The organism is Arthrobacter sp. BG3 (assembly GCF_056680185.1).
In genome coordinates, this window is sequence record NZ_CM155270.1 from 2,604,391 (window position 1) to 2,629,364 (window position 24,974).

At 67.1% G+C, this 24,974-nt stretch carries 20 protein-coding genes; 12 read left to right on the forward strand and 8 right to left on the reverse strand.

The window, feature by feature from the left end; translation table 11 throughout:
• Positions 1–46: 46 nt before the first annotated feature.
• The 3 genes from galT to galE are packed head-to-tail and all read left to right on the forward strand — an operon-like array spanning position 47 to position 3,401.
• Entirely contained in the window at positions 47–1,216 is a 1,170-nt protein-coding gene (gene galT, locus AC1MFL_RS11640) for a galactose-1-phosphate uridylyltransferase (protein WP_479809901.1), read from the forward strand.
• Positions 1,213–2,397, forward strand: coding sequence for a galactokinase (gene galK, locus AC1MFL_RS11645; protein WP_479809903.1), 1,185 nt, complete (start codon positions 1,213–1,215; stop codon positions 2,395–2,397). The genes galT and galK overlap by 4 nt, the downstream gene beginning before the upstream one ends.
• A complete protein-coding gene (gene galE, locus AC1MFL_RS11650) occupies positions 2,394–3,401 on the forward strand; it encodes a UDP-glucose 4-epimerase GalE (protein ID WP_479809905.1) in 1,008 nt (335 codons plus the stop codon). The genes galK and galE overlap by 4 nt, the downstream gene beginning before the upstream one ends.
• Here the strand turns inward: galE and AC1MFL_RS11655 are convergent.
• Both AC1MFL_RS11655 and AC1MFL_RS11660 read right to left on the reverse strand, forming a co-directional pair.
• Complete coding sequence (locus tag AC1MFL_RS11655; protein ID WP_441005435.1) at positions 3,395–4,438, reverse strand: LacI family DNA-binding transcriptional regulator; 1,044 nt, start codon at positions 4,436–4,438, stop codon at positions 3,395–3,397. The genes galE and AC1MFL_RS11655 overlap by 7 nt on opposite strands.
• Before the next feature lie 5 nt (positions 4,439–4,443).
• Positions 4,444–5,646, reverse strand: a complete 1,203-nt coding sequence (locus tag AC1MFL_RS11660; RefSeq protein WP_479809907.1) for a Gfo/Idh/MocA family protein — start codon at positions 5,644–5,646, stop codon at positions 4,444–4,446.
• Between the two features lie 214 nt (positions 5,647–5,860).
• Here AC1MFL_RS11660 and AC1MFL_RS11665 point away from each other — a divergent pair, with 214 nt between their 5' ends.
• From AC1MFL_RS11665 to AC1MFL_RS11680, 4 genes are all read left to right on the forward strand, one after another.
• On the forward strand, positions 5,861–6,817 hold the full coding sequence (locus tag AC1MFL_RS11665) for a carbohydrate ABC transporter permease (protein ID WP_479809909.1): 957 nt from the start codon (positions 5,861–5,863) through the stop codon (positions 6,815–6,817).
• Between the two features lie 11 nt (positions 6,818–6,828).
• Positions 6,829–7,806, forward strand: a complete 978-nt coding sequence (locus tag AC1MFL_RS11670) for a carbohydrate ABC transporter permease (RefSeq protein WP_479809911.1) — start codon at positions 6,829–6,831, stop codon at positions 7,804–7,806.
• 61 nt (positions 7,807–7,867) lie between these two features.
• On the forward strand, positions 7,868–9,208 hold the full coding sequence (locus AC1MFL_RS11675; RefSeq protein ID WP_479809913.1) for an ABC transporter substrate-binding protein: 1,341 nt from the start codon (positions 7,868–7,870) through the stop codon (positions 9,206–9,208).
• A 129-nt stretch (positions 9,209–9,337) separates the two neighbouring features.
• Positions 9,338–11,602, forward strand: a complete 2,265-nt coding sequence (locus AC1MFL_RS11680; RefSeq protein WP_479809914.1) for an alpha-galactosidase — start codon at positions 9,338–9,340, stop codon at positions 11,600–11,602.
• A 178-nt stretch (positions 11,603–11,780) separates the two neighbouring features.
• On the opposite strand, the gene AC1MFL_RS11685 is transcribed toward AC1MFL_RS11680, so the two are convergent.
• Entirely contained in the window at positions 11,781–12,758 is a 978-nt protein-coding gene (locus tag AC1MFL_RS11685) for a glycoside hydrolase family 16 protein (RefSeq protein WP_479809916.1), read from the reverse strand.
• Positions 12,759–13,235: 477 nt separating this feature from the next.
• On the opposite strand from AC1MFL_RS11685, the gene AC1MFL_RS11690 reads away from it, so the two are divergent.
• Positions 13,236–15,188: an ATP-binding protein gene (locus tag AC1MFL_RS11690; RefSeq protein ID WP_479809917.1), complete on the forward strand. Its 1,953-nt coding sequence runs from the start codon at positions 13,236–13,238 to the stop codon at positions 15,186–15,188.
• Between the two features lie 51 nt (positions 15,189–15,239).
• On the opposite strand, the gene AC1MFL_RS11695 is transcribed toward AC1MFL_RS11690, so the two are convergent.
• From AC1MFL_RS11695 to AC1MFL_RS11710, 4 genes are all read right to left on the reverse strand, one after another.
• Positions 15,240–15,587, reverse strand: coding sequence for a DUF202 domain-containing protein (locus AC1MFL_RS11695; RefSeq protein ID WP_479809919.1), 348 nt, complete (start codon positions 15,585–15,587; stop codon positions 15,240–15,242).
• Between the two features lies 1 nt (position 15,588).
• Positions 15,589–15,945, reverse strand: coding sequence for a YidH family protein (locus AC1MFL_RS11700; protein WP_479815438.1), 357 nt, complete (start codon positions 15,943–15,945; stop codon positions 15,589–15,591).
• 319 nt (positions 15,946–16,264) lie between these two features.
• Positions 16,265–16,807, reverse strand: coding sequence for a TspO/MBR family protein (locus tag AC1MFL_RS11705; protein WP_479809921.1), 543 nt, complete (start codon positions 16,805–16,807; stop codon positions 16,265–16,267).
• Positions 16,808–17,263: 456 nt separating this feature from the next.
• Positions 17,264–17,869, reverse strand: coding sequence for a TetR family transcriptional regulator (locus tag AC1MFL_RS11710; protein ID WP_479809923.1), 606 nt, complete (start codon positions 17,867–17,869; stop codon positions 17,264–17,266).
• Between the two features lie 84 nt (positions 17,870–17,953).
• On the opposite strand from AC1MFL_RS11710, the gene AC1MFL_RS11715 reads away from it, so the two are divergent.
• Positions 17,954–18,733, forward strand: coding sequence for an SDR family NAD(P)-dependent oxidoreductase (locus tag AC1MFL_RS11715; RefSeq protein ID WP_479809924.1), 780 nt, complete (start codon positions 17,954–17,956; stop codon positions 18,731–18,733).
• A 108-nt stretch (positions 18,734–18,841) separates the two neighbouring features.
• Here AC1MFL_RS11715 and AC1MFL_RS11720 read toward each other — a convergent pair whose 3' ends face one another.
• Positions 18,842–21,025, reverse strand: coding sequence for a PKD domain-containing protein (locus AC1MFL_RS11720; RefSeq protein ID WP_479809925.1), 2,184 nt, complete (start codon positions 21,023–21,025; stop codon positions 18,842–18,844).
• A 750-nt stretch (positions 21,026–21,775) separates the two neighbouring features.
• Here AC1MFL_RS11720 and AC1MFL_RS11725 point away from each other — a divergent pair.
• The 3 genes from AC1MFL_RS11725 to AC1MFL_RS11735 are packed head-to-tail and all read left to right on the forward strand — an operon-like array spanning position 21,776 to position 24,865.
• The gene (locus AC1MFL_RS11725) at positions 21,776–22,561 is read left to right on the forward strand and encodes a glycosyltransferase family 2 protein (RefSeq protein WP_479809926.1); all 786 of its coding nucleotides are present in this window, start codon (positions 21,776–21,778) and stop codon (positions 22,559–22,561) included.
• A 1-nt stretch (position 22,562) separates the two neighbouring features.
• Positions 22,563–23,570, forward strand: a complete 1,008-nt coding sequence (locus AC1MFL_RS11730; RefSeq protein ID WP_479809927.1) for a glycosyltransferase family 2 protein — start codon at positions 22,563–22,565, stop codon at positions 23,568–23,570.
• On the forward strand, positions 23,567–24,865 hold the full coding sequence (locus AC1MFL_RS11735) for a glycosyltransferase family 2 protein (protein ID WP_479809928.1): 1,299 nt from the start codon (positions 23,567–23,569) through the stop codon (positions 24,863–24,865). The genes AC1MFL_RS11730 and AC1MFL_RS11735 overlap by 4 nt, the downstream gene beginning before the upstream one ends.
• Positions 24,866–24,974 lie beyond the last annotated feature (109 nt).

The window sequence follows — 24,974 nt, forward strand, 5'->3', positions numbered from 1 at the left end:
TTGTTCTCTATTGTTTGAAAATGTTTTATCGTGTAAAAATAGAACCATGACGCGAACCACGACGACCCGGCTGGCCGACGGCCGCGAGATTCTCTACTTTGACGACGCCGGCACCGCCGAACGCCCCACGGAATCCCTCGTGGACCACCGGGACCTGCCTGCCCGCCCCGAACCCGGCCAGCTGCGCTTCGATGCGCTCAGCCGCGAATGGGTTGCCGTCGCCGCGCACCGGCAGTCGCGGACCCACCTGCCGCCGGCGGACCAGTGCCCGATCTGCCCGACGACGCCGGCCAACCAGACGGAAATCCCGGCACCGGACTACGACGTCGCCGTCTTCGAAAACCGTTTTCCCTCGCTCGGCCCCGCCACGCACGATGTTCCCGCGGCGCCCGGCTGGGGGACCACAGGCCCCGCCGTCGGCCGTTGCGAAGTGGTGGCTTTCACCCCGCAGCACACAGGATCCTTCGCCGAGCTGGGCTGGCGGCGCACCCGGACGGTGATCGACGCCTGGGCACACAGGACGGCGGCCCTCAGCGCCCTGCCCGGCATCCGGCAGGTCTTCCCGTTCGAAAACCGGGGTGCCGACATCGGCGTCACCCTGCACCACCCGCACGGGCAGATCTACGCCTACCCCTACATCACGCCCCGCGCCGCGGTCCTGGCCGCCGCGGCCGGCGAATACGCCGACGCCTCGGACGGCTCGTCGACGCTGACGTCCTCGCTGCTCCGGGCCGAACGCGGCGACGGCAGCCGGATGGTGCTCGAGGGCGAAAACTTCAGCGCGTACGTCCCCTTCGCGGCCCGCTGGCCGCTGGAAGTCCACCTCGTCCCGCACCGCGAGGTCCCGGACCTCGCCGCCCTGAACGGGGCGGAACGGGACGAACTGGCGGTGCTCTACCCCGAACTCCTGAAGCGCTTTGACGCCCTGTATCCGACGCCGACCCCCTACATCGCGGCCTGGCACCAGGCCCCGCTGGAGCCGGCCATGCGCCGGGCAGGCCACCTGCACCTGCAGCTGACCTCGCCCCGCCGCGCCGCCGACAAGCTCAAGTACCTGGCCGGCTCCGAAGCCGCCATGGGCGCCTTCATCAACGACACCACCCCCGAATCCGTCGCCGCCCGGCTGCGCGAGGTGGCCGGCGGGGTGGCCCGCGAAGCCGCCTCCGCACCGGCCGGAACCCGCACCGCACTGACCCCGGAAGGCGCCCCCGCATGAACACGACCACACGCACCGACGCCGGGACCGGCGGCCTGCCGGACAGCTTGACCAGCCGTTTCGAGGCGACCTTCGGCGCGGCCCCGGACGGCGTCTGGGCCGCCCCCGGCCGGGTCAACCTGATCGGCGAACACACCGACTACAACGAGGGCTTCGTCCTGCCGTTCGCGATCGACAAGCGGGCGACGACGGCGGTCCGGCTCCGGGGCGACTCCACCGTCCGGCTGCTCTCCACCGTCGGGGACCAGGGGCTCGTCGAAGCCGACGCCGCTGACCTGGCCCCGGGCACCGTCGCCGGCTGGGCCAAGTACCCCCTCGGTGTGGTCTGGGCGCTGCAGCAGCACGGCATCGAGGTCCCCGGCTTTGACCTCCTCCTCGACTCCGACGTCCCGCCCGGCGCGGGGTTGTCCTCCTCGCACGCGATCGAGTGCGCCGTCGTCACGGCATTGAACGACCTCACCGGCGCCGGGCTGACCGCCGAGGAGATGGTCACACTGACCCAGCACGCCGAAAACGCCTTTGTCGGCGCACCCACCGGCATCATGGACCAGTCGGCGTCACTTCGCGGCGCGAGCGGCCGGGCCGTTTTCCTCGACTGCCGCGACCAGTCCGTGGAACTCGTGCCGTTCCAGGCGCAGGAGGACGGCCTCGTGCTGCTGGTGATCGACACCAAGGTCTCGCACTCGCACGCAGACGGCGGCTACGCCTCCCGCCGCGCGTCCTGCGAGCTCGGAGCCGAGGTCCTGGGCGTGAAGGCCCTGCGGGATGTCGGCGTCACGGACCTCGAGGAGGTCAGCGGGCTGCTCGATCCTGTGACCTTCCGGCGCGTCCGGCACATCGTCACCGAAAACGACCGCGTGCTGCAGACCGTGGACACCCTCCGGTCCCAGGGCCCGGCCCGGATCGGGCCCCTGCTCGATGCCAGCCACGCCTCCATGCGGGACGACTTCGAGATCTCCTGCCCCGAACTGGACCTGGCCGTGGACACGGCCCGCAGCCACGGCGCCATCGGCGCGAGGATGACCGGCGGCGGTTTCGGCGGCTCGGCAATCGCCCTCACCCCGGTGCGGCACGAGCAGCAGGTCCGCGACGCCGTCGTCCGCGCCTTCGCCGGCGCCGGCTTCACCGCGCCGGACATCTTCACCGTCACCCCGGCCACCGGGGCCGGGCGCGTCCGATGAGAATCCTGGTTACCGGCGGCACCGGCTTCATCGGCTCGCACACCGTCCTGTCACTGCAGCAAGCCGGCCACGAGGTAGTGGTCATCGACAATCTGGCGAACTCCAGTGCGGAATCACTGCGCCGGGTGGCCGAACTCAGCGGCACGCCTGCGGTTTTCCACCGTGCGGACCTCGTGGACGAGCCCGCCGTCGACGCCGTCTTCGCCGGGCACGCGATCGACGCCGTCATCCACTTCGCCGGGCTCAAGGCCGTCGGCGAATCCGTCCGGGAACCCCTGCGGTACTACCACAACAACCTCGTCGGCACCCTGAACCTGCTCCGGGTCATGGACCGCCATGGAGTCCGCTCGATCGTCTTCAGCTCCTCCGCCACCGTCTATGGCGAGCACAACCCGGTCCCTTACCTCGAGAAGATGGAAATCGGGGCGAACAACCCCTATGGCCGCACCAAGGAACAGGTCGAGGACATCCTCGCGGACCTTGGCGCCGCCGACAGCCGCTGGCAGATCGCGCTGCTGCGCTACTTCAACCCGGTGGGGGCCCACCCGTCAGGCCGGATCGGCGAGGACCCGCAGGGCATCCCCAACAACCTCGTGCCGTTTATCGCCCAGGTCGCGGTGGGCCGGCGCGAGAAGCTCATGGTGTTCGGTGGCGACTACGACACCCCGGACGGGACCTGCCAGCGGGACTACATCCACGTCGTTGACCTCGCCGCCGGCCACGTCGCCGCGCTGGACCGCATTACGGGCCGCCCCGGGGTCTACCGCTGGAACCTGGGCTCCGGGAAAGGCTCCTCGGTACTGGAGGTGCTGCGCGCCTTCGAAAAGGCCGCCGGCAAAAGAATCGCCTACGAGATCACCGGACGCCGCTCCGGGGACCTGCCCGCGTTCTGGGCCGATGCGTCCTCGGCCCTGGCCGACCTCAGCTGGTCCACCACCAAGACGGTGGACCAGATGTGCCAGGACCACTGGCGCTGGCAGAAGAACAACCCGCAGGGCTACTGAACTCCGGCCCCCGGGCAGCCGCAGGACTGACGGATCCGCAGCTCGGTGGGGAAGATGCGGTGCTCCGCGGGCTCGCCGCGGCGTGCCCCGAGGAGCGCGCTGACGGCCGCTTCCGCCATCACCCGGACCGGCTGCTCCACGGTCGTGAGTGCGGGCCAGCTGTATTCGGCCTCGGCCGAGCCGTCGAAGGACGTCAGGGCGATGTCACCCGGCGCGGTGAGGCCGGCTTCGTGGATGGCGCGCAGGATGCCGATGGCCTGCATGTCCGAACTGGCGAAGATGGCCGCCGGCCGGTTCGCCGAGGCGAGCAGCCTTTGGCCGGCCGCATAACCCCCGTCCCGGCTGAAGGTGCCACGGACAACCGGACCCTCCGGCAGCCCTGCCGCGGCAAGTGCCTGCAGCCAGCCCTCTTCCCGGAGGTCGTAATCCTGGGCAACGTTGGTGCCCATGGCGAGGGCGATGTTGGTGTGCCCGTGTCCGATCAGGTGTTCCACCGCCATCCGTGCGCCGGCTGCCAGGTCCACGCCCACGCTGTTGAAGCCCGGGGCCTTGCCGCCGTGGTTCAGGAGCACCGCGGGAATTTCACCCGATTCAAGTGCCTCGAGGTCCGGTTCAAACAGCACGCTGGCGAGAACCACTCCGTCCACCTGGCGCGAGGCGAGGTTGCGGATGTTCCGGCGTTCCTTGGCCAGGTTTCCGTCCGAGTTGGTCAGCAGCAGGGCGTAGCCGCGGGCGGCCGCGGCGTCCTCGACGGCATGGGCAAGCAGCGAGAAGAACGGGTTGGTGTTGTCCGGGATGACCAGGCCGATCGTCTCGCTGGAGCCCAGTTTCAGCGCCCGCGCCGCAGCATTCGGCCGGTAGCCCAGGATGCGGATGGCATCCTGGACCTTCGCCTCCGTCGCCGGGGCCACCTTCTTCGGCCCGCCGTTGACGACATAACTGACGACGGCGGTGCTCACGCCCGCGTAGCGGGCGACGTCCTTGCGGGTCACCGGGCCGCGGGGGGTGTGCACTGCCGAAGTCGTCATGGAGTCCATGCTAGCTAGCCGCGGGGCGGCGCATCGCCGAAATCGCGGATCGGCAGGCGTTCACCGTTGCGCTGGGCCGAGGCGTGCGCCACGATGCCGGGCAGCGTGAAGCGAGCCGCCACCCAGGCGTTGACCGGCGGGAGGGACCCGCTGTTGACCGCGGTCACGAAATCGTCCACGAGGAACTGGTGGCTCCCCTCGTGCCCGTTCGGCGCCCCCCGGAATTCCTCCGGGAGCCGGCTGCTGTCGTGCACCGGCGCCAGTCCGGAGATGAAGGCGTCCCGCAGCTCGGGGGCGACCTCCGCCAGGGACGGATCGTCCAGTGGAATGCTGGGCCGGGTTTCCAGCCGGGCCGAGACGTCGTGGACCGCTTTCTTGTCCTGCCACACGCTGACGGTGGCGAGCTGTTCGAAGCTCGCCTCGGTGCCGAAGAAACGGAAGCGGGATTCGCGGATGTGCGAGGGGTAGCCCACTCGGCGCATCTCGTTGGTGCGCATCACCCCGCCGTCGTTCAGTTCGAAAAGGGCCGTGGCGTTGGAGAAATCGTTGCCGAACATGCTGACGTCCTTGTCGAAAACGCCGTCCGGCCGGTCATCCTTGACCCCGACGCAGCTGACGCTCACGGCGTGCGCCGGAACGGCGCCCAGGACCCCGCCGATGGCGTGGGTGGGGTAGAGCATGGGCGGGTAGCTTGCTGTTTCCTTCCAGCGCTCGCCGCCGCTGTACTGGTAGGCCTCGTAAAAGCCGAGGTCCATGTCGTGGACGTAGTCGCCTTCGGCGTAGAAGATCCGGCCGAACCTGCCGGCCGCGTGCTGCTCCCGCGCGTAGACCGTCGCCGGGTTGTAGTAGCTGGTCTCGCCCATGGCGTAGACCAGCCCGGTCTCGCGGACCGTCTCGATGATGCGGGCAATTTCCTCTTCGGTGACGGCCATCGGGACGGCCGAATAGACGTGCTTGCCGGCCCGCAGGGCCTGCAGCACGAGCGGACCGTGGGTCCAGCGCTGTGTGAAGATGGCGACGGCATCGACGTCGGACGCCAGCAGGTCCTCGAAGCTGGCCATGGTGCCGTCCAGTGCCCACTGCCCGCGGGCAGCTGCGGCACGTTCCGGACGTTCGTCGACGGCGAATACCTCGCTGACGCCGGGGTGGAGCTTGAAGAGGTGGGCGAAGTGGCCGCCGAACTGGCCGACACCGACGACCCCGATGGAAAACGTCATTGTTGCCTGTCCGATCTGCCCGCAGAGCCGGGCACTGTGCCCGCGCGGGCATCCGGCAACAGCGTCCCACGGGGTATCTACTCGAGTCAATGGTTACTGGCTGGTACAAGAAAAATGCCTGGATTCCCTGAATAAACCCTTGCCAGTCCGAATCTACTCGTGTAGATTCTTCTCCAGTTGTTACCCACATCACACCCACCAGGAAGAGTCGACGATGACTACCATCACCAAACTTCCGGATCCCGTGGCTGGCGGATCCAAGCACCCCCAGCGCGGGAAAACTCCCCGGTCCGGCTGGGGGCGCCGCCTCGGCGACCTGCGCATCGCGCTGCTGTTCATCCTTCCGGCCATGGTCGGCTTCGTTGCCTTCTTCCTGATCCCCACGATCCGCGGCATCTACCTCAGCTTCACCGAGTACAGCGTCCTGGGGGATCCCACCTGGATCGGCACCAAGAACTACACCGCGATCTTCGCGGACGAGCTGTTCTGGAACGCGATGGCCGTCACCCTCCAGTACGTCGGCCTGAACATCGGCTTCCAGACCGTCATCGCCCTCGGGCTGGCGCTCCTGATGCACCGGGTGGCCAAATCCACCCTGATCCGGGGTGCGCTGCTGCTGCCGTTCCTGGTCGCCAACGTGATCGTGGCGCTGCTGTGGTTCTGGATGCTCGACTACCAGATCGGCATCGTCAACGAGATCATCAACTGGTTCGGCCTGCCCCGCATCGCCTTCTTCGGCAGCGAGCAGTGGGCAATCCCCACCATCGCCGGCGTCAACGTCTGGCGGCACATGGGCTACACGGCGCTGCTGATCTTCGCCGGCCTGCAGTCCATCCCCAACCATGTCTACGAGGTCGCGTCCCTCGACGGCGCATCCCAAACCAGGACCTTCTGGAGCATCACCATGCCGCTCCTGCGCCCCGTACTGGTGCTGGTCCTGGTGGTCACCGTGATCGGGTCCTTCCAGGTCTTCGACACAGTAGCCGTCACCACCGGCGGCGGCCCCATCAACGCCTCCCGCGTCATCCAGATGTACATCTATCAGAAGGCCTTCGGTGAATCCGACTTCGGCTACGCCTCGGCCCTGTCCGTCATTCTCTTCGTCATTCTCGCCCTCGTGGCCTTCATCCAGATGAAGTTCCTCAAGGGCAACGAATCGGATCTGGACTAAGGAAAACAGCCATGACAACCTCCGCACTCTCCCGCAAGACACCCGGCAGGAAATCCGGCAGTAAGCCAGGCGGCAAACCCGGCAGCAAGGCCGCCCGGAAGGGCGCCTACAAGAAGCCCTTCAACTGGCGCCGCGCCGGGGCCTGGACCCTCGTCATCGTCGCCATCATCGTCACGGTGGCCCCGTTCCTCTGGATGCTCCGCACCGCGCTCTCCAGCAACGCCTCGCTCGCCTCCAACGCCAGCAACCTGCTGCCGGCGGACTTCAGCCTCGGCGCCTTCAAGCGGGTCCTCGGGCTGCAGACCCCCGAGGAGGCCATCGCCGAGGGCGGCTCCGGCGCAGCCATCAACTTCTGGCTGTACCTGCGCAACTCCATCATCTTCGCCTCCGTCACCACCGCCGGGCAGGTGTTCTTCAGCGCCATGGCCGCCTACGCCTTCTCCCGGCTCCGCTGGCCCGGCCGGAACGTGGTCTTCGGCCTGTTCCTGGCCACCATGATGGTCCCGCCGATCTTCACCGCCCTGCCCAACTTCCTGATGATCAAGAACCTGGGCCTGCTCAACACCTTCGCCGGACTGGCCCTGCCCTTCCTGTTCATGACGCCCTTCGCCATCTTCTTCCTGCGCCAGTTCTTCCTCTCCATGTCCCGCGAAGTCGAGGAAGCCGCCATGCTCGACGGCGCCAAGCACCTGCGGATCTTCTTCCAGATCGTGCTGCCCAACGCCGCCGCCCCGCTGGCCACCCTGGCCCTGCTGACCTTCATCGGCCAGTGGAACGAATACTTCTGGCCGCTGCTGGTGGGCCAGGACGAAAGCGTCCGCGTCCTCACCGTGGGATTGGGCGTCTTCAAATCACAGTCCCCGCAGGGAGCCCCCGACTGGTCCGGCCTGATGGCCGCGACCCTGATCGCCGCCCTGCCCGTCCTCCTGCTCTTCATCGCCTTCGGCAAGCGCGTGGTCAACTCCATCGGCTTCTCCGGCATCAAATAAGCGCCAAACCAACGCACCCGCACCCCGAACAACCACCCTGCACAGCCCTGAAAGGTTCACCATGAAGAAGACCCTCGGCGCCGTCGCTGCCGCCGCAGCCATCGCCCTCTCCCTGTCCGCCTGCGGCGGTTCCGCCCCGGCATCCTCCGAAGCCAAGGGGGAAATCAACTACTGGCTCTGGGACGCCAACCAGCTCCCCGCCTACCAGCAGTGCGCCGACGATTTCACCAAGGCCAACCCGGACATCAAGGTCAAAATCACCCAGCGCGGCTGGGACGACTACTGGACCACCCTGACCAACGGCTTCGTCGCCGGCACCGCCCCGGACGTCTTCACCAACCACCTCTCCAAGTACCCCGAGTACGCGGCGAAGAAGCAGCTGCTCTCCCTGGACGACGCCGTCGCAAAGGACGGCATCAAACTCGACAGCTACACCAAGGGCCTGCCGGAGCTCTGGGTCGGCCAGGACGGGAAGCGCTACGGGCTGCCCAAGGACTGGGACACCGTAGGCCTCTTCTACAACAAGGCCATGACCGACTCCGCCGGCCTCACCGCCGAGCAGATGGCGAACCTGGACTGGAACCCGAAGGACGGCGGCAGCTACGAGTTGGCAATCGCCCACCTGACCGTGGACAAGAACGGCAAGCGCGGCGACGAAGCCGGCTTCGACAAGAACAACGTCGCGGTCTACGGCCTCGGCCTGGCCGGCGGCGGCTCCGGCCAGGGGCAGACCGAGTGGAGCTTCCTGACCGCGACCACCGGCTGGACCGCCACGGACAAGAACCCGTGGGGCACCAAGTTCAACTATGACGATCCGCGCTTCCAGGAGTCCATCGCCTGGTGGGCCGGCCTGATCGACAAGGGCTACATGCCCAAGCTGGAAACCACTGTCGGCGCCAGCCTCGCGGACAACTTCGGCGCCGGCAAGGCCGCCATCAACACCACGGGTGACTGGCTGATCGGCCAGTACCAGAGCTACAAGGGCGTGGAAACGGCGTTTGCCCCCACCCCGAAGGGCCCCGAAGGTAAGCGCGCCAGCATGTTCAACGGCCTGGCTGACTCCATCTGGGCGGGCACCAAGAACCCGGCCGCCTCGGTCAAGTGGGTCGAATACCTCGGCTCCACCGCCTGCCAGGACGTTGTAGCCTCCAAGGCCGTGGTCTTCCCCGCGATCACGACTTCCACCGACAAGGCCGCCGAAGCCTTCAAAGCCAAGGGCACCGATGTTTCCGCCTTCACCACCCACGTGAAGGACAGCACCACGTTCCTCTTCCCGATCGCGGACAAGGCCGCCAAGGTGGACGGCATCATGAAGCCGGCCATGGACGCCGTCCTCGCGGGCAAGAAGCCGGCCAGCTCCCTCACCGAAGCCAACAGCCAGGTCAACGCCCTCTTCAAGTAGGGCCCACCCGCCCCGGATGCCGCCGCTACCTCCTCGCGGCGGCGGCATCCGGCATTTCCCCCTTTGATTCCCTGCGGACCCGCGGCCCACAGCCACGGACGCGCCCCGAACCACCGAAAGAGAACAGCCATGGATCCCCTGTACCTCCGCTCCGCCAGCACCAGCCTGGTGATCAGCTTCGACAGCGGAGAGGCCGAGGTCATCCACTGGGGCGCCGATCTGGGACCCTCCCTTCCGGACCTGGCCATCCTCGGCGCCCCAGTCCCGCACTCCGCCGTCGACGCCGCCGTCCCCGCCGGGCTCCTGCCGCAGGCCTCCTCCAGCTGGCGCGGCCGCCCCGGCCTGCGCGGACACCGGATCGCCGACGGCGTTCCCGGCTACGACTTCTCCGTCCGGCTCCGCGTGGCGGAGGTGGCAGCGGACGGCGCCGGCGCCGTCGTCATCATCCAGGCGGACGCAGACGCGGGGATCCGCGTCTCGTCCGTCCTCACCCTGCACGACGGCGGCCTGCTGGAACTTCGCCACACTGTCACCAACACTGGCACCACGGCCTACCAGCTCGATGAACTGGCGACGGTGCTCCCGGTGGCCCCCGCCGCCGTCGAACTCCTGGACCTGACCGGGCGCTGGTGCCGCGAACGCCACCCGCAGCGCCGTGCCATCGCGCAGGGCACGTGGGTGCGCACCGGACGGCACGGCCGCACCGGCCACGACTCCTCGCTGCTCTTCGCCGCGGGAACCGCCGGCTTCGGCAACCGCCACGGCAAAGTCTGGGCCACCCACCTGGCCTGGAGCGGCAACCACGAACAGTTCGCCGACAGCGCCGCGGACGGGCGGACCATGATCGGCGGCTCCGAACTGCTGGGCCCGGCCGAGGTCGTCCTCGCCCCCGGCGGCAGCTACACAACGCCCGCGCTGTTTGCCGCCTACTCGGACCGTGGCCTGGACGGCATCAGCGAATCCTTCTACGCCTGGTTCCGGAACCGGCCGCACCACGTGCTGCCCGCCGCGGGCGCACAGGCCGGACCGGACGAGACCGGACTGGCCGGCGCCGGCAAACCGCGCCCGGTGGTGCTGAACACCTGGGAGGCTGTGTACTTCGACCACAACCTCGCCACGCTGATCCAGCTCGCTGATTCCGCCGCCGAGCTGGGCGTCGAACGGTTCGTGCTCGACGACGGCTGGTTCCGCGGCCGCCGCGACGACCACGCCGGCCTCGGCGACTGGTACGTGGACGAGTCGCTCTGGCCGTCCGGACTCACGCCGCTGATCGACGCGGTGACCGCCCGCGGTATGGAGTTCGGACTCTGGGTGGAGCCGGAGATGGTCAACCTCGACTCCGACGTCGTCCGGGCGCATCCGGAGTGGATCGTCGGCCCCGCGGTGCAGAGTTACAAGGACGGCGGGCGGCTGCCGCTGGAGTGGCGCCACCAGCACGTCATCGACCTCGTCAACCCCGAGGCCTGGCAGTACATCTACGACCGCGTGGATGCGCTGCTGCGCGATAACAACATCAGCTACCTCAAATGGGACCAGAACCGGGACCTGCTGGAGCACGGCCACGCCGGCCGTGCCTCGGTGCACGAACAGACCCTCGCCGCCTACCGGCTCTTTGACGCCCTGCGGGCCGCGCACCCCGGCGTCGAGATCGAAAGCTGCTCCTCCGGCGGAGCCCGGGTGGACCTCGGCATCCTGGAGCGGACGGACCGGATCTGGGCCTCGGACTGCAACGACGCCCTGGAGCGGCAGACTATCCAGCGCTGGACCGGGCTGGTGGTCCCGCCGGAGCTCGTCGGCGGCCACGTCGGCCCCACCACCTCGCACACCACGGCCCGCACCCACGACCTGTCCTTCCGCGCCATCACCGCCCTGTTCGGGCACTTCGGGATGGAATGGGACGTGCGGCAGGTCCAGGGCGCGGAGCGCGAGGAGCTCAAGCGGTTCATCGGGATCTACAAGGAGCACCGCGGCCTGATCCACTCCGGCCGGATGGTCCGCGCCGACGTCGCGGATGACTCCCTGATGCTGCACGGCGTGGTAGCTGGTTCCGCTGGCGCCGCAACCGGTTCTGAGGCTAACGGATCAGCCGGCAGCCCAGCCGTGCCGGGCTCGACGGCGGCGCTGTTCGCCCTGGTCAGCACCCGCACCTCAGCTGCGGAGCAGCCCGGCCGGATCGCCATCCCGGGTCTTGCCGCCGACGCGGTCTACCGGGTGGAGGCGGTCTTCCCCTGCCCGGGCGACGCCGACTACGCCCGCACGTTCACCCAGGTCCAGCCGCCGGCGTGGCTGGCATCCGGGGCCACCGCGACCGGCCGTTTCCTGGCCGAAGTGGGCCTGCCCATGCCGGTCCTGAACCCGGAACACGCCCTGCTGCTGAAGGTCACCACCGTCTGAGTCCCCGGTCCCCGCCTATCGGTTGCTCCGCAACGGCCGCTTGACTTCCCACCTCAAAACGTCACTTGTGGAGCAACCGATTCGTGTAGCTTTCCTGACATCGGTTGCGCCGTAACCGCCCTTTTTGGCTGCAGCTTTGGCTGCAGCCACCGACGACCGGCTGCTATGCCGGGGTCGGCTACTGCCAGGCCCGCACATAATCCACCCTCATGCTGCCCCGCTCGCCGAAAACCTGCGAACCCACCGAAACGCCCACATTCAGGAGTAGATAATGGGGGCTGTTGCCGTCAGTTGTGGCGTAGGAGTGAACGAGCCGGCCGTCGTAGTAGATATCGTTGGCTCCGGTTTTCCGGTGCAACCCGTACGTGTGGTAGGCCCCGGCCCAGCAGGCGGGGGCCGTCCGGTTTTTCGAACCCTCCGCTGAGTGATAGACGCTCCACATATCACCGGCTAGGGCCTCCGCTATGTCGATTTCTCCGGTATGGGGAAACCGCTGCCCCGCTGTCCACCACGCCGTCCAGTTGTGGACCGTGCTGCTGCAGGTTCCCGGGAAATAGATCCGCGCTTCGACGAAGCCGCTGGTGAACTCGAAGCCCACATGGCCGGGTACGCCGTCCTTGGGATTGGTGGAGAGAAGGGCGCCGGACTCGGCATCGGTGAGCTGCAGAACTGCTTCGCCATTGGCAACCTTTACGTTGCTCGAACAGGTCTTGACGTTGTTCATCACCGATTTGGGGTTGCAGTCATTGAACCAGTAAGGAGTCCAGGATGCTGTGTTCAGGGCCTCGAACTCATCGTCGAAGACCAGATGCCACGAGCCGCGAACGCCGAGCGGAACCCGCCGCGTCGTGTCCAGGGCCGGAGTGACGGCGAGCGAATCAGATCCGGCAGGGTTGCCGGAAGACGCTTCTGCACCGTTGCCAGGAGGAGGCGCTTCCGTCGGGATGCCAGCCCCGCTATCGGATGAAGGCGACTCCACCGGCATGTCAGCCCCCGGGGCGCTGGAGAGCGCTGGATCGGCTGCGGCAGATTCTGTTGCCGTGTTTCCCGAGCCAGAAGATGGCTGCGGAATGGGGAATGCAGTCTGGGCTGCACTCGCTGACAGCCCGGTCACGATGAGAAGGCCGCACAGCCAGTGTGTTGAGCGGCCCTTCATGGAAAAACGACGCCCCGGGTCAGGGCAGGGACGGACTGCTGCCGATGCTGTGGTCCCCTGTCCGCCGGTGCCCACCCTGTGCCGCGCTGAGAGGGTTGGTTGCACGTTGGTCCTTCCCTTTACGACCCGGCAGGGAGCCTGATCCCCTTCTTTCGGTTCAGGCTATAGGCGGGACTGCGGCAGGTCAGGAGTGGCGGCTACCTATCTATGTGCTTCCCAACTCTCGGATGGACTCTCGGTTCGGCGTCTCGGATTACTTGTTTCGCGTCAACAAAGGCCGGGGCAGTCCCGGCCGGCGACAGCGCAAGGGTAGCCACAGGTGCTGTTCTCCTCAGTGCCGTTGCGTACGAAACACCCCGGTGGCGGCAGATCTTGCACCCCGCGCCACGAAGCACCAAACTGCTAGGCTCCAGCTATCGGCACCCGCCCGGCGCCGATAGCTGGTGCAACAGCGGCTTTGCGAGTGAGGGAGACGCCATGACGGTTGCCGAAATCCAGGTGGACCAGCGGGTGATCGGGATTGACTCCCGCCGTTTCGCTTCCGTGGAGAAGGCTCTGGTGGAGCTGATCACCAACAGCGACGACAGCTACGCCCGGCTGGAGAAAGCCGGGCTCCCGGTGACCGGCCGCATCCAGGTCGGCTACGAACGCCACCACACCGGCGCCGTGCTTATGGTCACGGACCAGGCGGAGGGCATGTCCTTCGAAGAGGCAGCGCGCATCCTCACCTACGGCGGTGCGCACAGCCCCCTCTCCCGCGGCGAGGGCAACGGCCGCGGGTACTTCGGCCGCGGCCTCAAGCAGGCCATCTTCGGCCTGGGCCACGGCTGGATCGAGACCCTCAAGGACGGCCGGTTCACCCGCATCGATGTCTTCCGCGGAGAGAACGGCGGCTACCTCTACGATGACGGCGAGGAGGACCGCCGGGCATTTCCTGCGGACTACGCCCGGCTCGGCATTCCCTTTGGCGTCACCGGGACCGGCACCCGGGTGACAATCGTCGTCGATAATCCCCACGTGACCATCACCCAGCACGCCACCCTGATGCAGTCCCTCTCGGACAACATCTACCTGCGCGACGTGCTGGACCGCCGAACGGTCGAGCTGGTGCAGCGCCGGCCGGGCAGCGGAGCACAGGGTGCCGGGCCCGACTCCAGCGAACCTGTCCGCTTCGAGGAACCCCCGGCCATCCTCCTCCTCGGCCCGAAGCAGCCGGGCAGCTTCAGCCACGAGGGGCAGGAATATCCGTTCACACTCACGCTGAAGCGGGCGAAGGATGTGGAGCTGACGCTCAAGGGCGATGAACGCACCAATGGCCTGGTGGTCCTGTCCGGGATGGCGGCGCTCGACTGCACACTGTTCGAGTACGAGAACCAGGTGGGAACGGAGTATCTCTTCGGCTCCGTCCGCTGCGCAGCGCTGACCGAGATGCTTGGCCGCGGCAAGGCGGTCATCAGCGACGAGCGGGAGGGCCTGAACTTCAAGGATCCGTTTGTGGCAGCGTTCTCCCGCGCCGTCAGCGCCATGATCGGCGGCGCCGTGGAGGCTGAGAAAGAGAAACTCACGCATCTGGAACGGGCCACCACCTCCGGCCGCACCGCCGAGATGATCGAACGGCTGCTGCATCACATGAGCGAGGCGGCCGTCGTGGGTCTGGGCATCGAGTCATCCCCGGAAACCGCCGGCCCCACCCCGGCCGAGGAGGAGCCGCCGGCCGCGCTGCGCTTCACGACCCCGTTCTACTACCGGAAACCCGGGCACCCGTTCCACGTTGCCCTGCTGCTCGATGCCGGCCAGCTGCCCGACGGCGAACAGCTCACCTTTGAGCTCGGGCTGCCGGCCACGATGCGGATTGAGCCGGCTCCGGTGGCCGTTCCGGTCTCAGCCCTGCGGGGCATCCAGCGGATCGAGTGGACCGTCACGGGGGAACTGCCGGGGGAGCGGGGCGAAATCACCGTCCGGGCCGGCGCCTACTGGGCCTGGTGTGAGATCGTGGTGGCCGAGCAAGCCTCACACCGCAGCGAAAGCCAGCCCCCGCACGCTTCTGTTGTCCGGTCCGCCGGCCACCTCGCGGGGCACCCGCTGGGGCACCGGGTGCCCCGGGACCATGGCGTGGACTTGTTCGTCGGCTACGAGTTCCGCAACCTGCACAACAGCGCCGACCGTGCCGTCTACAGCGCCGCGGAGCGCAAAGTCATCATCAACACCGGCGCGCCCACCGTGCGGCTCTACGTTGACGGCCGTGGGCGCTTCCGGGACTCCGCGCGGCTGCTGCTCGCCGAGCTCTTTATGGACGTGATCTCCGACGAACTCGCCCGGCGCCGCATCGAACAGCACGGGCACGCCGGAGACCTCGACGCCTTCCATCTCGCCAAGCGGGACATCATCCGCCGGTACGGCAGTGACATCCACTTGTCCTTCCTGGGCTGATGCACGCTCCCGCTTTGCCGCGCGTGCTGCCCCCTCGCTTGCGTTGCCTCGCTAGCGCTGCAGCGGCAGGTACAGGACCGTGTAGATACCCAGTCCGGCGAGGACCACAACACTGCCGGCGATGGCCGCCGTCCCGCGGACATTCGCGGCCATCGCCGCTCCTCCGATGCCGCTGGCATGGTGGTGGTAGCGGCGTCGCTGCGTGAGGGCAATGCCCAGGGCGACCAACAGTGAAGCCGCCACCAGGGTGCCGGCAAACCAGCCGTAGTGGGGCACCCAGCGCAGGAAGATGCAGGCCGCCGTGATCAGCGTAAATGAGGTCCGCCGCCAGGCGAGGTCCGTCCGCTCGGGCTGAAGCCCCGGGTCATTGTGCACCACCGCGCGCCTCGTGTTTGCCATGCTAGGCCGAGCGCCCGATGACAAAAACGATCAGCACGGCCGCGACCAGCGCTCCGCCGATCGCCAGGATCGGAGCGAGCAGAGGCGCCGGGAGCGGCTCCTGGCGCCGCATGGCCCGTTCCACGTTGAGCCAGCGGAAGAACGAGCCGCCGCCGGTGACCAGCCCCAGCAGGAGCAACAGCACGGAGACGGTCTTGCGGAGTTCCGGGCCGAACAGTTCCGAGGTGAAGGCCTCCACGGCAATGCCGCCAGCCACCATCGCCAGCGAGGTCCGGATCCAGGCCAGGAACGTGCGCTCGTTGGCAAGCGTGAACCGGGGATCCGGGTCGGTCCCGCGGCCCAGCGCCCGAGCCAGGATCCCCTGGCGGCCCCCGCCCGGGCCTGAATCTGCGCCGGCAGCCGCCGTCCCACCGCCGGCCCGGGCCCCGGCCGCCGCCGTCCCACCGCCGGCCCGTGCCCCGGCAGCCGCCGTCCCACCGCCGGCCCGTGCCCCGGCACCGTTCGCGTCCGCAGCCCCGCCACCGTTTGCAGCCAAAGTAATCCCGTCCGGGACCTCCCCTCCGGTAGGGGACGTGCCGTGTGCGTTTTCGTGTGCAGTCATAGTGCTTTCAGGATGTCACCCCGCCGGCGAATTCCACACTCGGCCAGCACCACTCGCCGGCTCTCAGCTGTTCTTCTCAGTTGTTCACGGCCGCATACAGGTTCAGGCTCGCCGAGAACACCAGCCAGGAAATGTAGGGCAGCATGAGCAAGCCGGCGGTTCTGCAGATCGGCCCGAAGCGCAGGACGGCGGCGGTCGCCGCCACGGCGTGGGCTCCAATAACGAGCAGTGCCAGCCACAGGGCGGCGGTACCCAGCAGCGGGTACAGGCCGAAGAACGTCACCGGCCACGCCAGGTTCAACGCGAGCAGGGCGCCGTAGGCCCTGAGCGGATCCCGGCGGGGGGCATCCCGCTGCCGCCACACGAGCCACGCCGCCACCGCCATGGCCGCATAGAGCAGCAGCCAAACGGAGGCGAAGATCCACGCCGGGGGAGTCCACGGCGCCTTCTCCGCCAAGGCGTACCAGCCGCTGCTGTTCGCCCGGATCGGCAGGGAACCCAGCAACGACACACCCCAGGACACCGCCAGAAAGCCGGCCAAGCCCGCGACCTGCCGCCGCCACGGGCGGTCGGCCGCCACTAGGGGAGGCGGGACTCTGGGTTCAGCGGTCGCAGGCACTGACTCACTGTGGTCAATTGGGGAGGTGCCCGTCAAACCGCGACCGCGCACCTCCCGCCGCTGCCGTCGTCTGACGCTGCGCAAAACAGTGGGCGCTACGCAGAATACCTGCCGCTACCGGAATTCCGCAGCGCACGGTATTCCCCGCAGCGGCAGCGCAAATGAGCAGCCAAATTTGCTCCGCTCGTATGCCGGAGCGGGAGGCGGGACCCTGGTTTCGACGGTCGCAGGCATGACTCACTGTGGTCAAGCGGTGACGTGCCCGTCAAACCGCGACCGCGCACCTCCCGCCGCTGCCGTCGTCGTCTGGCGCTGTGCAAAACAGTGGGCGCTACGCAGAATACCTGCCGCTACCGGAATTCCGCAGCGCACGGTGTTCCTCGCAGCGGCAACGCAAATGAGCAGCGAAATCTTTCCCGACTGCACGCTCATCCGGGCCGCCCCTCGGCACAGAGCTCAGGCCCCCGGCACCTGCAGCACATCCACGGCAGCCAGCAGATAGGGCGCCGGATCCGGGTCCGCGCCCGCGGCCCACTGCATCCACGCCTCAAAAGTCGCGGCCAGGTAGGCCGCCGACAGGAATCCTGCGGTTCCCTCGGGAACCCCGAGCTCGGCAAGGTACCGCCGCGTCCGCTCGCGCTGGGGTGCCAGTGAATCGTAGCTCCGGCTGGCCAGCTCGGAATGTTCGGCAATCAGGCGCAGCCGCCCGCGCGAGACGGAGAGGTCGGGGATCACGGACACGCCGGCGACGGCGGCGGCCCGCAGTCCGGCCATCAGGCCGCCGTCACTTTCGCGAATGTCCCGGGCCGCTTCGAGGGCCAGCCCGGAGGCCTCGATCACCGGTTCCATGCCGCCCCAGACGAGATCGGCCTTGGTCGAGAAATACCGGTACAGGCTCTTGCGCCCGATCCCGGCTTCCCCGGCGATGTCCGCCATGGAGGTCTGTTCGTAGCCGTTCTCGGCGAAGAGCCGCAGCGCAAGGCTGGCGATGGCATCCGGATCGATGGTCGCGGGACGGCCGGCCGAACGCGTGCCGGCAGGCCTGGGGTCTTGCGGGAACATCCCACCAGTATTCATCCTGTCATAATGACACGGCGTGTCATAAGGTGGCAGATGTCGGCATTTGGAAACGTTCGGAAGGACATCATGGGCACCGAAGCTTCATGGCAGGAATCCATCACCGCGGGCCGCTTCGCGGGCAAGACGGTCATTGTCACGGGTGCCGGTTCAGGCATTGGCCTGGCCACGGCCCTGCGCGTTGCCAGAGAGGGCGGCAGGGTAATCGCCGCCGACGTCAGTTCGGAGCGGCTGGACGCCCTGGTCGACGGGAACACCGGCCTGGACCTGGTCACGGTGGTCGGTGACATTTCCGATGAGGACACCGTCGCCGCCGTTGTCGCCGCCGCGGGCGGCCGAATCGACGCGCTCGCGAACGTCGCGGGCATCATGGACCACTTCGCACCGATCCACGAGGTCGACGACGCCACCTGGGAGCGGGTCTTCCGGATCAACGTCACTGCCCTCATGCGCCTGACCCGCGCCGTCGTGCCGCTGATGCTTGAGGCCGGTTCCGGTTCGGTGGTCAACGTCGCGTCCGAGGCAGGGCTCCGGGGCTCCGCCGCCGGCGCCGCGTACACCGCGTCCAAGCACGCCGTCGTCGGCCTGACCAAGAACTCCTCGGTGATGTATGGGCCCAAAGGCCTGCGTTTCAACGCCGTGGCTCCCGGCGCCACCATCACCAACATCGAGGCCACCTGGGGTTCCCAGCTGGCGGCCGAGCGCCTCGGACCGCTGATGGGTGCGAACATCCCGGCCCCCGCCACCGCGGCGCAGCTCGCCGCATCGATCACCTTCCTCCTCAGCGACGACGGCACCAACATCAACGGCGCGATCCTCGCCTCCGACGGCGGCTGGTCCGCGGTCTGACAGCCGCCCGGCGCAACGCAAGTGGACGGCGCCGGGAGCTTCCCGGCGCCGTCCACTTTCATTTGCGCAACCAGGGCGCCGGGCCTAAATGCACCCGGCCGCCGGGGCTTAGGCCGGCTTCAGCGCCGTCCGCCAAACCGAGACGGCCTTTGCGGTGAACGTCCAGGTGGCCGTGCCGCTGGCGCCCGCCGTTGCCTGCATCTGGTCGGCCTGTTCCGCGATTTGTGAATCCGGGGCTTCCCACCGTTCGGTCCAGCCGCTGGGGGGTGTTGCCGCCGGTGAGGAGCTGTCGAAGCCGACGCCGCCGATCAGCATAGCGTTGTTGCTCGCCGTCGTGATGCTGGGGGCTGTGATGCTGGTCGCCGTGTACGTGGTGTTCGTAGCGGTGGCGACCCCGCTGTCCAGGGGCGTGGTGTTGCTAACGCCTCGGTACGCGGTGACTCCGCCGCCCCACTTCACTGCGGTGCTCAGCGTCCAGCTGTAACTTGCCGGGTCAGCGGACCCCACCACCTTGTAGTACGCGAACATCCGTGCCCCGGTGCTGATGGAGAGGTTATTGACGATGGCGGTCCAGCCCGCCGGTACAGCGGATGTCGTCGGATTCTGGTCCGCCGTGAACGATGCGACCAGGACGTCGCCGGCCGCCGTTCCGGACGGCTTGGGCAGCGTCACGGTCGTTGTGGCCGTTGGGTTGCTTGCGGTGCTTGAGGCGCCGGCGGTGATCCCTGATGCGGGCGGCGGGGTGCTGCCCGTGGTGACCGTGATGGTCTTGCTTGCCGACGTCGAGCCTCCGGCGTTGGTGGCGGTCAGGGTCGCGGTGTAGGTGCCTGCGGTGGAGTAGCTGTGCGAGGGATTCTGCGTGGTGGAGGTCCCGCCGTCCCCGAATGCCCAGGCCCAGGAGGTCGGTGAACCCGTGGACGTGTCCGTGAAGGCCACGTTCAAGGGGGCAGTCCCCGAGGTCGGAGATGCGGTGAACGAGGCTACCGGTGCTGCCGGCGGGGGTGTTCCCCCGCCCAAGGTGCGGTATGAGAACCAGTAGCGCTTGGTCGCGTTGTTGCTGGCCAGCACCACGAGGCCGGTGCTGCTGTCCACACCCTGCTTGGTGGTGGTCACATCGTTCATGTTGGCGGACGAGCCGTCCTGGACGACCGGTGTGCCGCGTCCGCTCGCGAACACCGGGTTGTCCATGGAGGCCGTCTTTTCATAGATGGCGCCGGGAATGCCGGAGTAGGCGCAGCCGCTGACGCCGGTCCCGGGGGCCGTGTGGAAGGCATGGACCATGTTGTTCTGCGTATCCAGGATGATCTGCGGGCGGGACACGCAGTCCCCGATCGTGGCGATCGTGGATTGGGAGAACGAGCCGGTTCCGGGCTTGAAGACCAGCAGCAGCAATTCCGGCAGGCTCTTGTTGGTCGAGGTGTCGTTGAGGCTGGTCTTGATCGCAGCGAAGACCCGGCCGGAGTTGTCCGACTGAAGGGACTTGAGGTTCAGATGGTCGTCGGCGAGCTTGTTGCCCTTGATGGCATCCTGGACCTTCCACGAGGACGTCGCAGTGGGGCTGGTCCCGTCGGTGCGGGTCGCCCAGCGGACGGAGCCCGTGAGCTGGTCGCTCCACATGACACCGATCTTGTTGCTGCCGTAGGCCACGACCGCCGAAATGTCATCGGGCGCAGGGTGCGGGTTGGTGACCGGGATAACGAACGGGGAGCCCCAGCTGGTCCCGTCGGGTGCGGACTTGTTGACGTAGACGGTGTTGGTGAAACCGCTGGTCGAATTGCCGGAGACCTGGGTCCAGGTGGCCCAGACCGCCCCGGTGCTGTCCCGGTCGATCGTCATCGACTCGCTGCTGTTGTTCATGATGGTGGTCGGGAAGCCGCTGTCCAAGGTGAACTTCCCGCCCGAGAAGCTGTAGCGGTACAGCTTGGCCGGCTGGCCCGAGACCGACGTCTTCGGCGACGTGTCGCTGGAGACCGCCACGACGTGGGAGGCGATGTAGAGGTGGGTGCCGTCCCAGAGCGTGTCCGCCAGGGTGCTGGCGCGGGTGTCGTTCGTGACGCCGGTGCTGACCCACGTCTTCGTGGGCACGTCCAGCCGGTAGATCTGCCAGCCCGTGCCGGAGGTCCACATGTCCGCCCACCACGATCCGCCGTTGAACCAGAGCTTGCTCTGCGGTTTGTCCGATGTTGGCGGGTTGCTAACTCCGGAGTAGCTGATGCTGGGATACCCATAGTCGCTCGCCGCCGAGGCGCTGCCTGAGATTCCCAGCAGGCCTCCGGCCGCAACTAATGCCATTACCACTATCTGGCTAAGCCAGCGGGCTGTTCTTTTCATCTTGATCGCCGTTTCGTTCATGCGTTTGATCGCCGTTTCCATGGTGAGTTTGCAGATGTCTCCCGAATGGAGTGATGCTTTTCACTTTCTTCGGAAGCGAAAAAGGTATTACTCCTTCTTGGTGTTTTCGTTCTTTCCTGGCGGAGAAAGAACTGTCATGGAATACGCGATATGCCACGGGGTGCCAGCCTGGGCTGCCCCCGGGGATCCCGTTTCCCCCCGACCCCGCAGCCGCCGTGGAAACTGCGCTTTGGCTGCGGCATACCCCGGCACTAGACCTTGCCATCCCGTCGGCGTACGGTTCCAGTATCAGGACAAAAACGCGGAAACTCAACGGAAATTAGCCCTATCGCGGCTGACCGAGTACACCGTTCGCCAATGACTCGTGGTTCCCCGAGTAGGCCGCCGCGAAGACCCAAGTAGGGCCACCGCAATCCCGCGCCGAGTGGAACGAACAACCAAGTATTAGCCACTCGTGACACAACTTTGGGTGAACTTTAGGCTCTAGGCATGGCCACGGTCCAGTGGCAGCTGGGGTATGGGGTCGAGCATAATTTGGCGGATTTCTCTGAATCCGTTCTCAAGGTTCTCATTCGCTGAGGGCAGTGCCGTCGGCGCCGGAAATTTCATGAAGTGGTGAGGCTTTTGTCTATTCCAAATCTGGTCCCAAATTCGCCGTCTGAGCGAATTACCGCCTCACCAAGGGCTTCGGTGAGCGTAGTAATTCCAACACTAAACGAAGAAATGAATTTGCCCTGGGTTCTGCGGCGGATGCCTTCATATGTGGATGAAGTTGTCATCGTGGACGGTCGCTCCCACGACCACACAATCGACGTTGCCCGGGCACTCAGGGTCGACGTCGTCGTGGTGGCTGAACCGCGCAAGGGCAAGGGCATCGCTGTCCGCGCCGGCTTCGCAGCGGCGTCGGGCGACATCATCGTCATGCTTGACGCGGACGGGAGCATGGACCCGCAGGAAATCGGCTGGTTCGTGTCTCCCCTCCAGCACGACTACGACTTCGTCAAAGGCTCACGCTACGTAACCGGAGGCGGGTCGGAGGACCTGACCTGGCTGCGGAACACCGGCAACCGCGTCCTGACGAAACTGGCGAACACAGTGCTTAGAAGCAACTACTCGGACCTCTGCTACGGCTACATTGCACTGCGCCGGGAATGCCTTGAGGTTCTTGAGTTGGAGTCGGACGGCTTTGAGATCGAGACGGAGCTGATCGTGAGGGCGGCCCGCGCCGGGCTCCGCATTGCGGAGGTGCCAAGCTTCGAACTAGACCGCATCTCCGGGGTCTCAAACCTGCAGACCTTCCGCGACGGCTGGCGTGTCCTGCGCACTCTGGCCAAGGAATGCACAACCTGGGAAGCGCCAACCGCGGGGGCGCGGCCCGAAGCCCTGCGGCGGGTGAAGTACACCTATCCAAATGTCCGGATTGCCCGAACACCCACGGATCCGCAAAGCGTCCTTACCGTGGCGGAAGGAGCCTAAGGTGCTCGACTTCAATTTCCGACCTTCCGCCTCCGTGGTTATCTGCTCCTACACGGAGCAGCGCTGGGAACTGCTGATGGATGTCATAGACTCCGTCCACGCCCAGACGCTTCAGCCGAAGCAGGTGATCGTTGTGGTGGACCACAACGAGGACCTGTACAAGCGGCTCGTGGCCGCCGTGCAGGACGTCACCCTGGTGGAGAGCACCGGCCTCCAGGGGCTCTCCGGTGCACGCAACACCGGCGTCGGCCTGGCAACCTCAGAGATCGTGGCGTTTCTGGACGACGACGCCGTGGCGGCCCCCGACTGGCTTGAGAACCTGACGGCCCTCTACGACGATTCCGATGTCCTTGCCGTCGGTGGCAAGGTTGAGCCGGCGTGGGAAGCCGGCCGGCCCGGTCACTTCGGACCGGAACTGGACTGGATCGTCGGCTGCAGCCACCGCGGTATGCCAAAAGTGGCCTCCGAAGTGCGGAATGTCATCGGGGCCAACATGTCCTTTCGGCTTCAGGTGCTCCAGCAGGTGGGTGGCTTCAACCTCTCATTGGGCCGGCAGGGGACCAAACCGCTGGGATGCGAGGAGACCGAGATCTGCATCCGGGCCACGATCGGCTCCCCGGGCTCGCGCATCGTGTACGAGCCGGCGGCCCTGGTTCACCACTTTGTTCCGGTCCAGCGGGGGACGTTCCGGTACATGCTGGAGCGTTCCTGGTCGGAGGGCATTTCCAAGGCCCAGGTCAGCCACATAGTGGGCCACAAACGGGCCTTGGGCCCGGAGCGGCGCTACGTGCGCAGTGTCCTGCCGCGGGCGGTGTTCTCCGCCTTGGCGGACTGGAGCCGCGGAGCCGACCCCCAGGGTCTGCGCCGGGCAGGTGCCTACGTGGCGGTTCTCGCGGTCACAGCGGCCGGATACTTCCGCGGCCGCGGGCTTGCCCAGGGCTCAGGATCGCTCCTGGCCGGCTCAACTCCCGTCCCCAATGGCCGCCCTCCCTGGAGGGAAGCCACGTGATTGAAGTTGGAAATGAGTTCGTGGTGGCATCTGAGGACGCAGGACTGGACATTGCACCGTCGATGGGGACCGAATCGGTGCCCGACTGGGCTGGGGCCCTGTGGGTCGGCGCCGTCGATCTCGATGCGCTCGCGGGCTACACCCACCTGAGGCTCCAAGACTCCATGGGCTATCACCGCGCACGCCTGCTCGTGCGCAGCGGATCGTCCGTGCGCGGGTTCATCGACGTCGACGCGCCAGGCGGTGTCCTGGATTGCGGCGTCCTGGAGTCCGCAGTGGCGGCACTGCCCGCGGCGGTGGCTTCCCAGAAGTCGTCGACGCCGTCGATCACCGTGATCGTCTGCACGCGGGACCGTGCTTCGTTGCTGCGTGGCGCACTCACCGCGATCCTGCGCCTCGATTACCCGGATTTCGACGTCATCGTTGTGGACAACGGGGCGAGCACCGCCGAGACGCGTGACATGGTCCGGGACGAGTTTCAGGACCCCCGGTTGACCCTGGTCTCCGAGCCCAGGCCCGGGTTGTCGAGGGCGCGCAACGCCGGCTTGCGCCGTGCGCGCGGGGACATCGTTGCGTTCACGGATGACGACGTGGTCGTGGACGAGTTCTGGCTGCGGGGGATTGCAGCCGGTTTTGAACAGGCCCCCGATGTTGCCTGCGTGACCGGCCTGGTGCCGGCCGGTGAGTTGCGTTCGCCCGCCCAGGGCTACTTCGACGAACGGGTTAACTGGTCAAAGATCATCGCACCAAAGGTCTACTCCATGGCGGACCCTCCGGCCGATCTGCCGACATTTCCGTTTTGCGTAGGGGCCTTCGGCACCGGAGCGAACTTCGCGCTCGATCGACGGACTGCCCTGGCGTTGGGGGCCTTTGATCCGGCCCTCGGGGTGGGGACGCGTACCGGCGGCGGTGAGGACATCGACATGTTTACCCGGGTGATCCTTGACGGGCATTCGCTGGTCGTGCAGCCCTCCGCGATTGTCTGGCACCGCCACCGGGCGGAGCTGGAGGATCTAATCATCCAGGCACGTGGGTACGGCAAAGGGCTGGGATCCTGGCTGACAAAGATTCTCCTGAACCCGCACACGGCACGTCTGGCGATTGCCCGAAGCCCGCAGGGCGCGCTGCATTTCCTGAGAAACGCCCGGAATCACTCGCTGGGACAAAGTGCGGCGACGGCGGCGGTGCCGGCCCCCCGGGACCCGCAGGTCGCGAAAGCCCTGCGGACCGAGCTTCTCTCCGTGGCGCGCGGACCACTCAATTACCTCCTCGAGCGCCGATCCGGGAAGACATAGACGGGGCTCAGAGTTTCTGGCACGGCCGATGGCACACACACAGTTCCTGGGGGAACGCGTCTCAAGGGGACGCCGACTTCCGCGCAGTCTCCGCAGATCGATCAAGGAA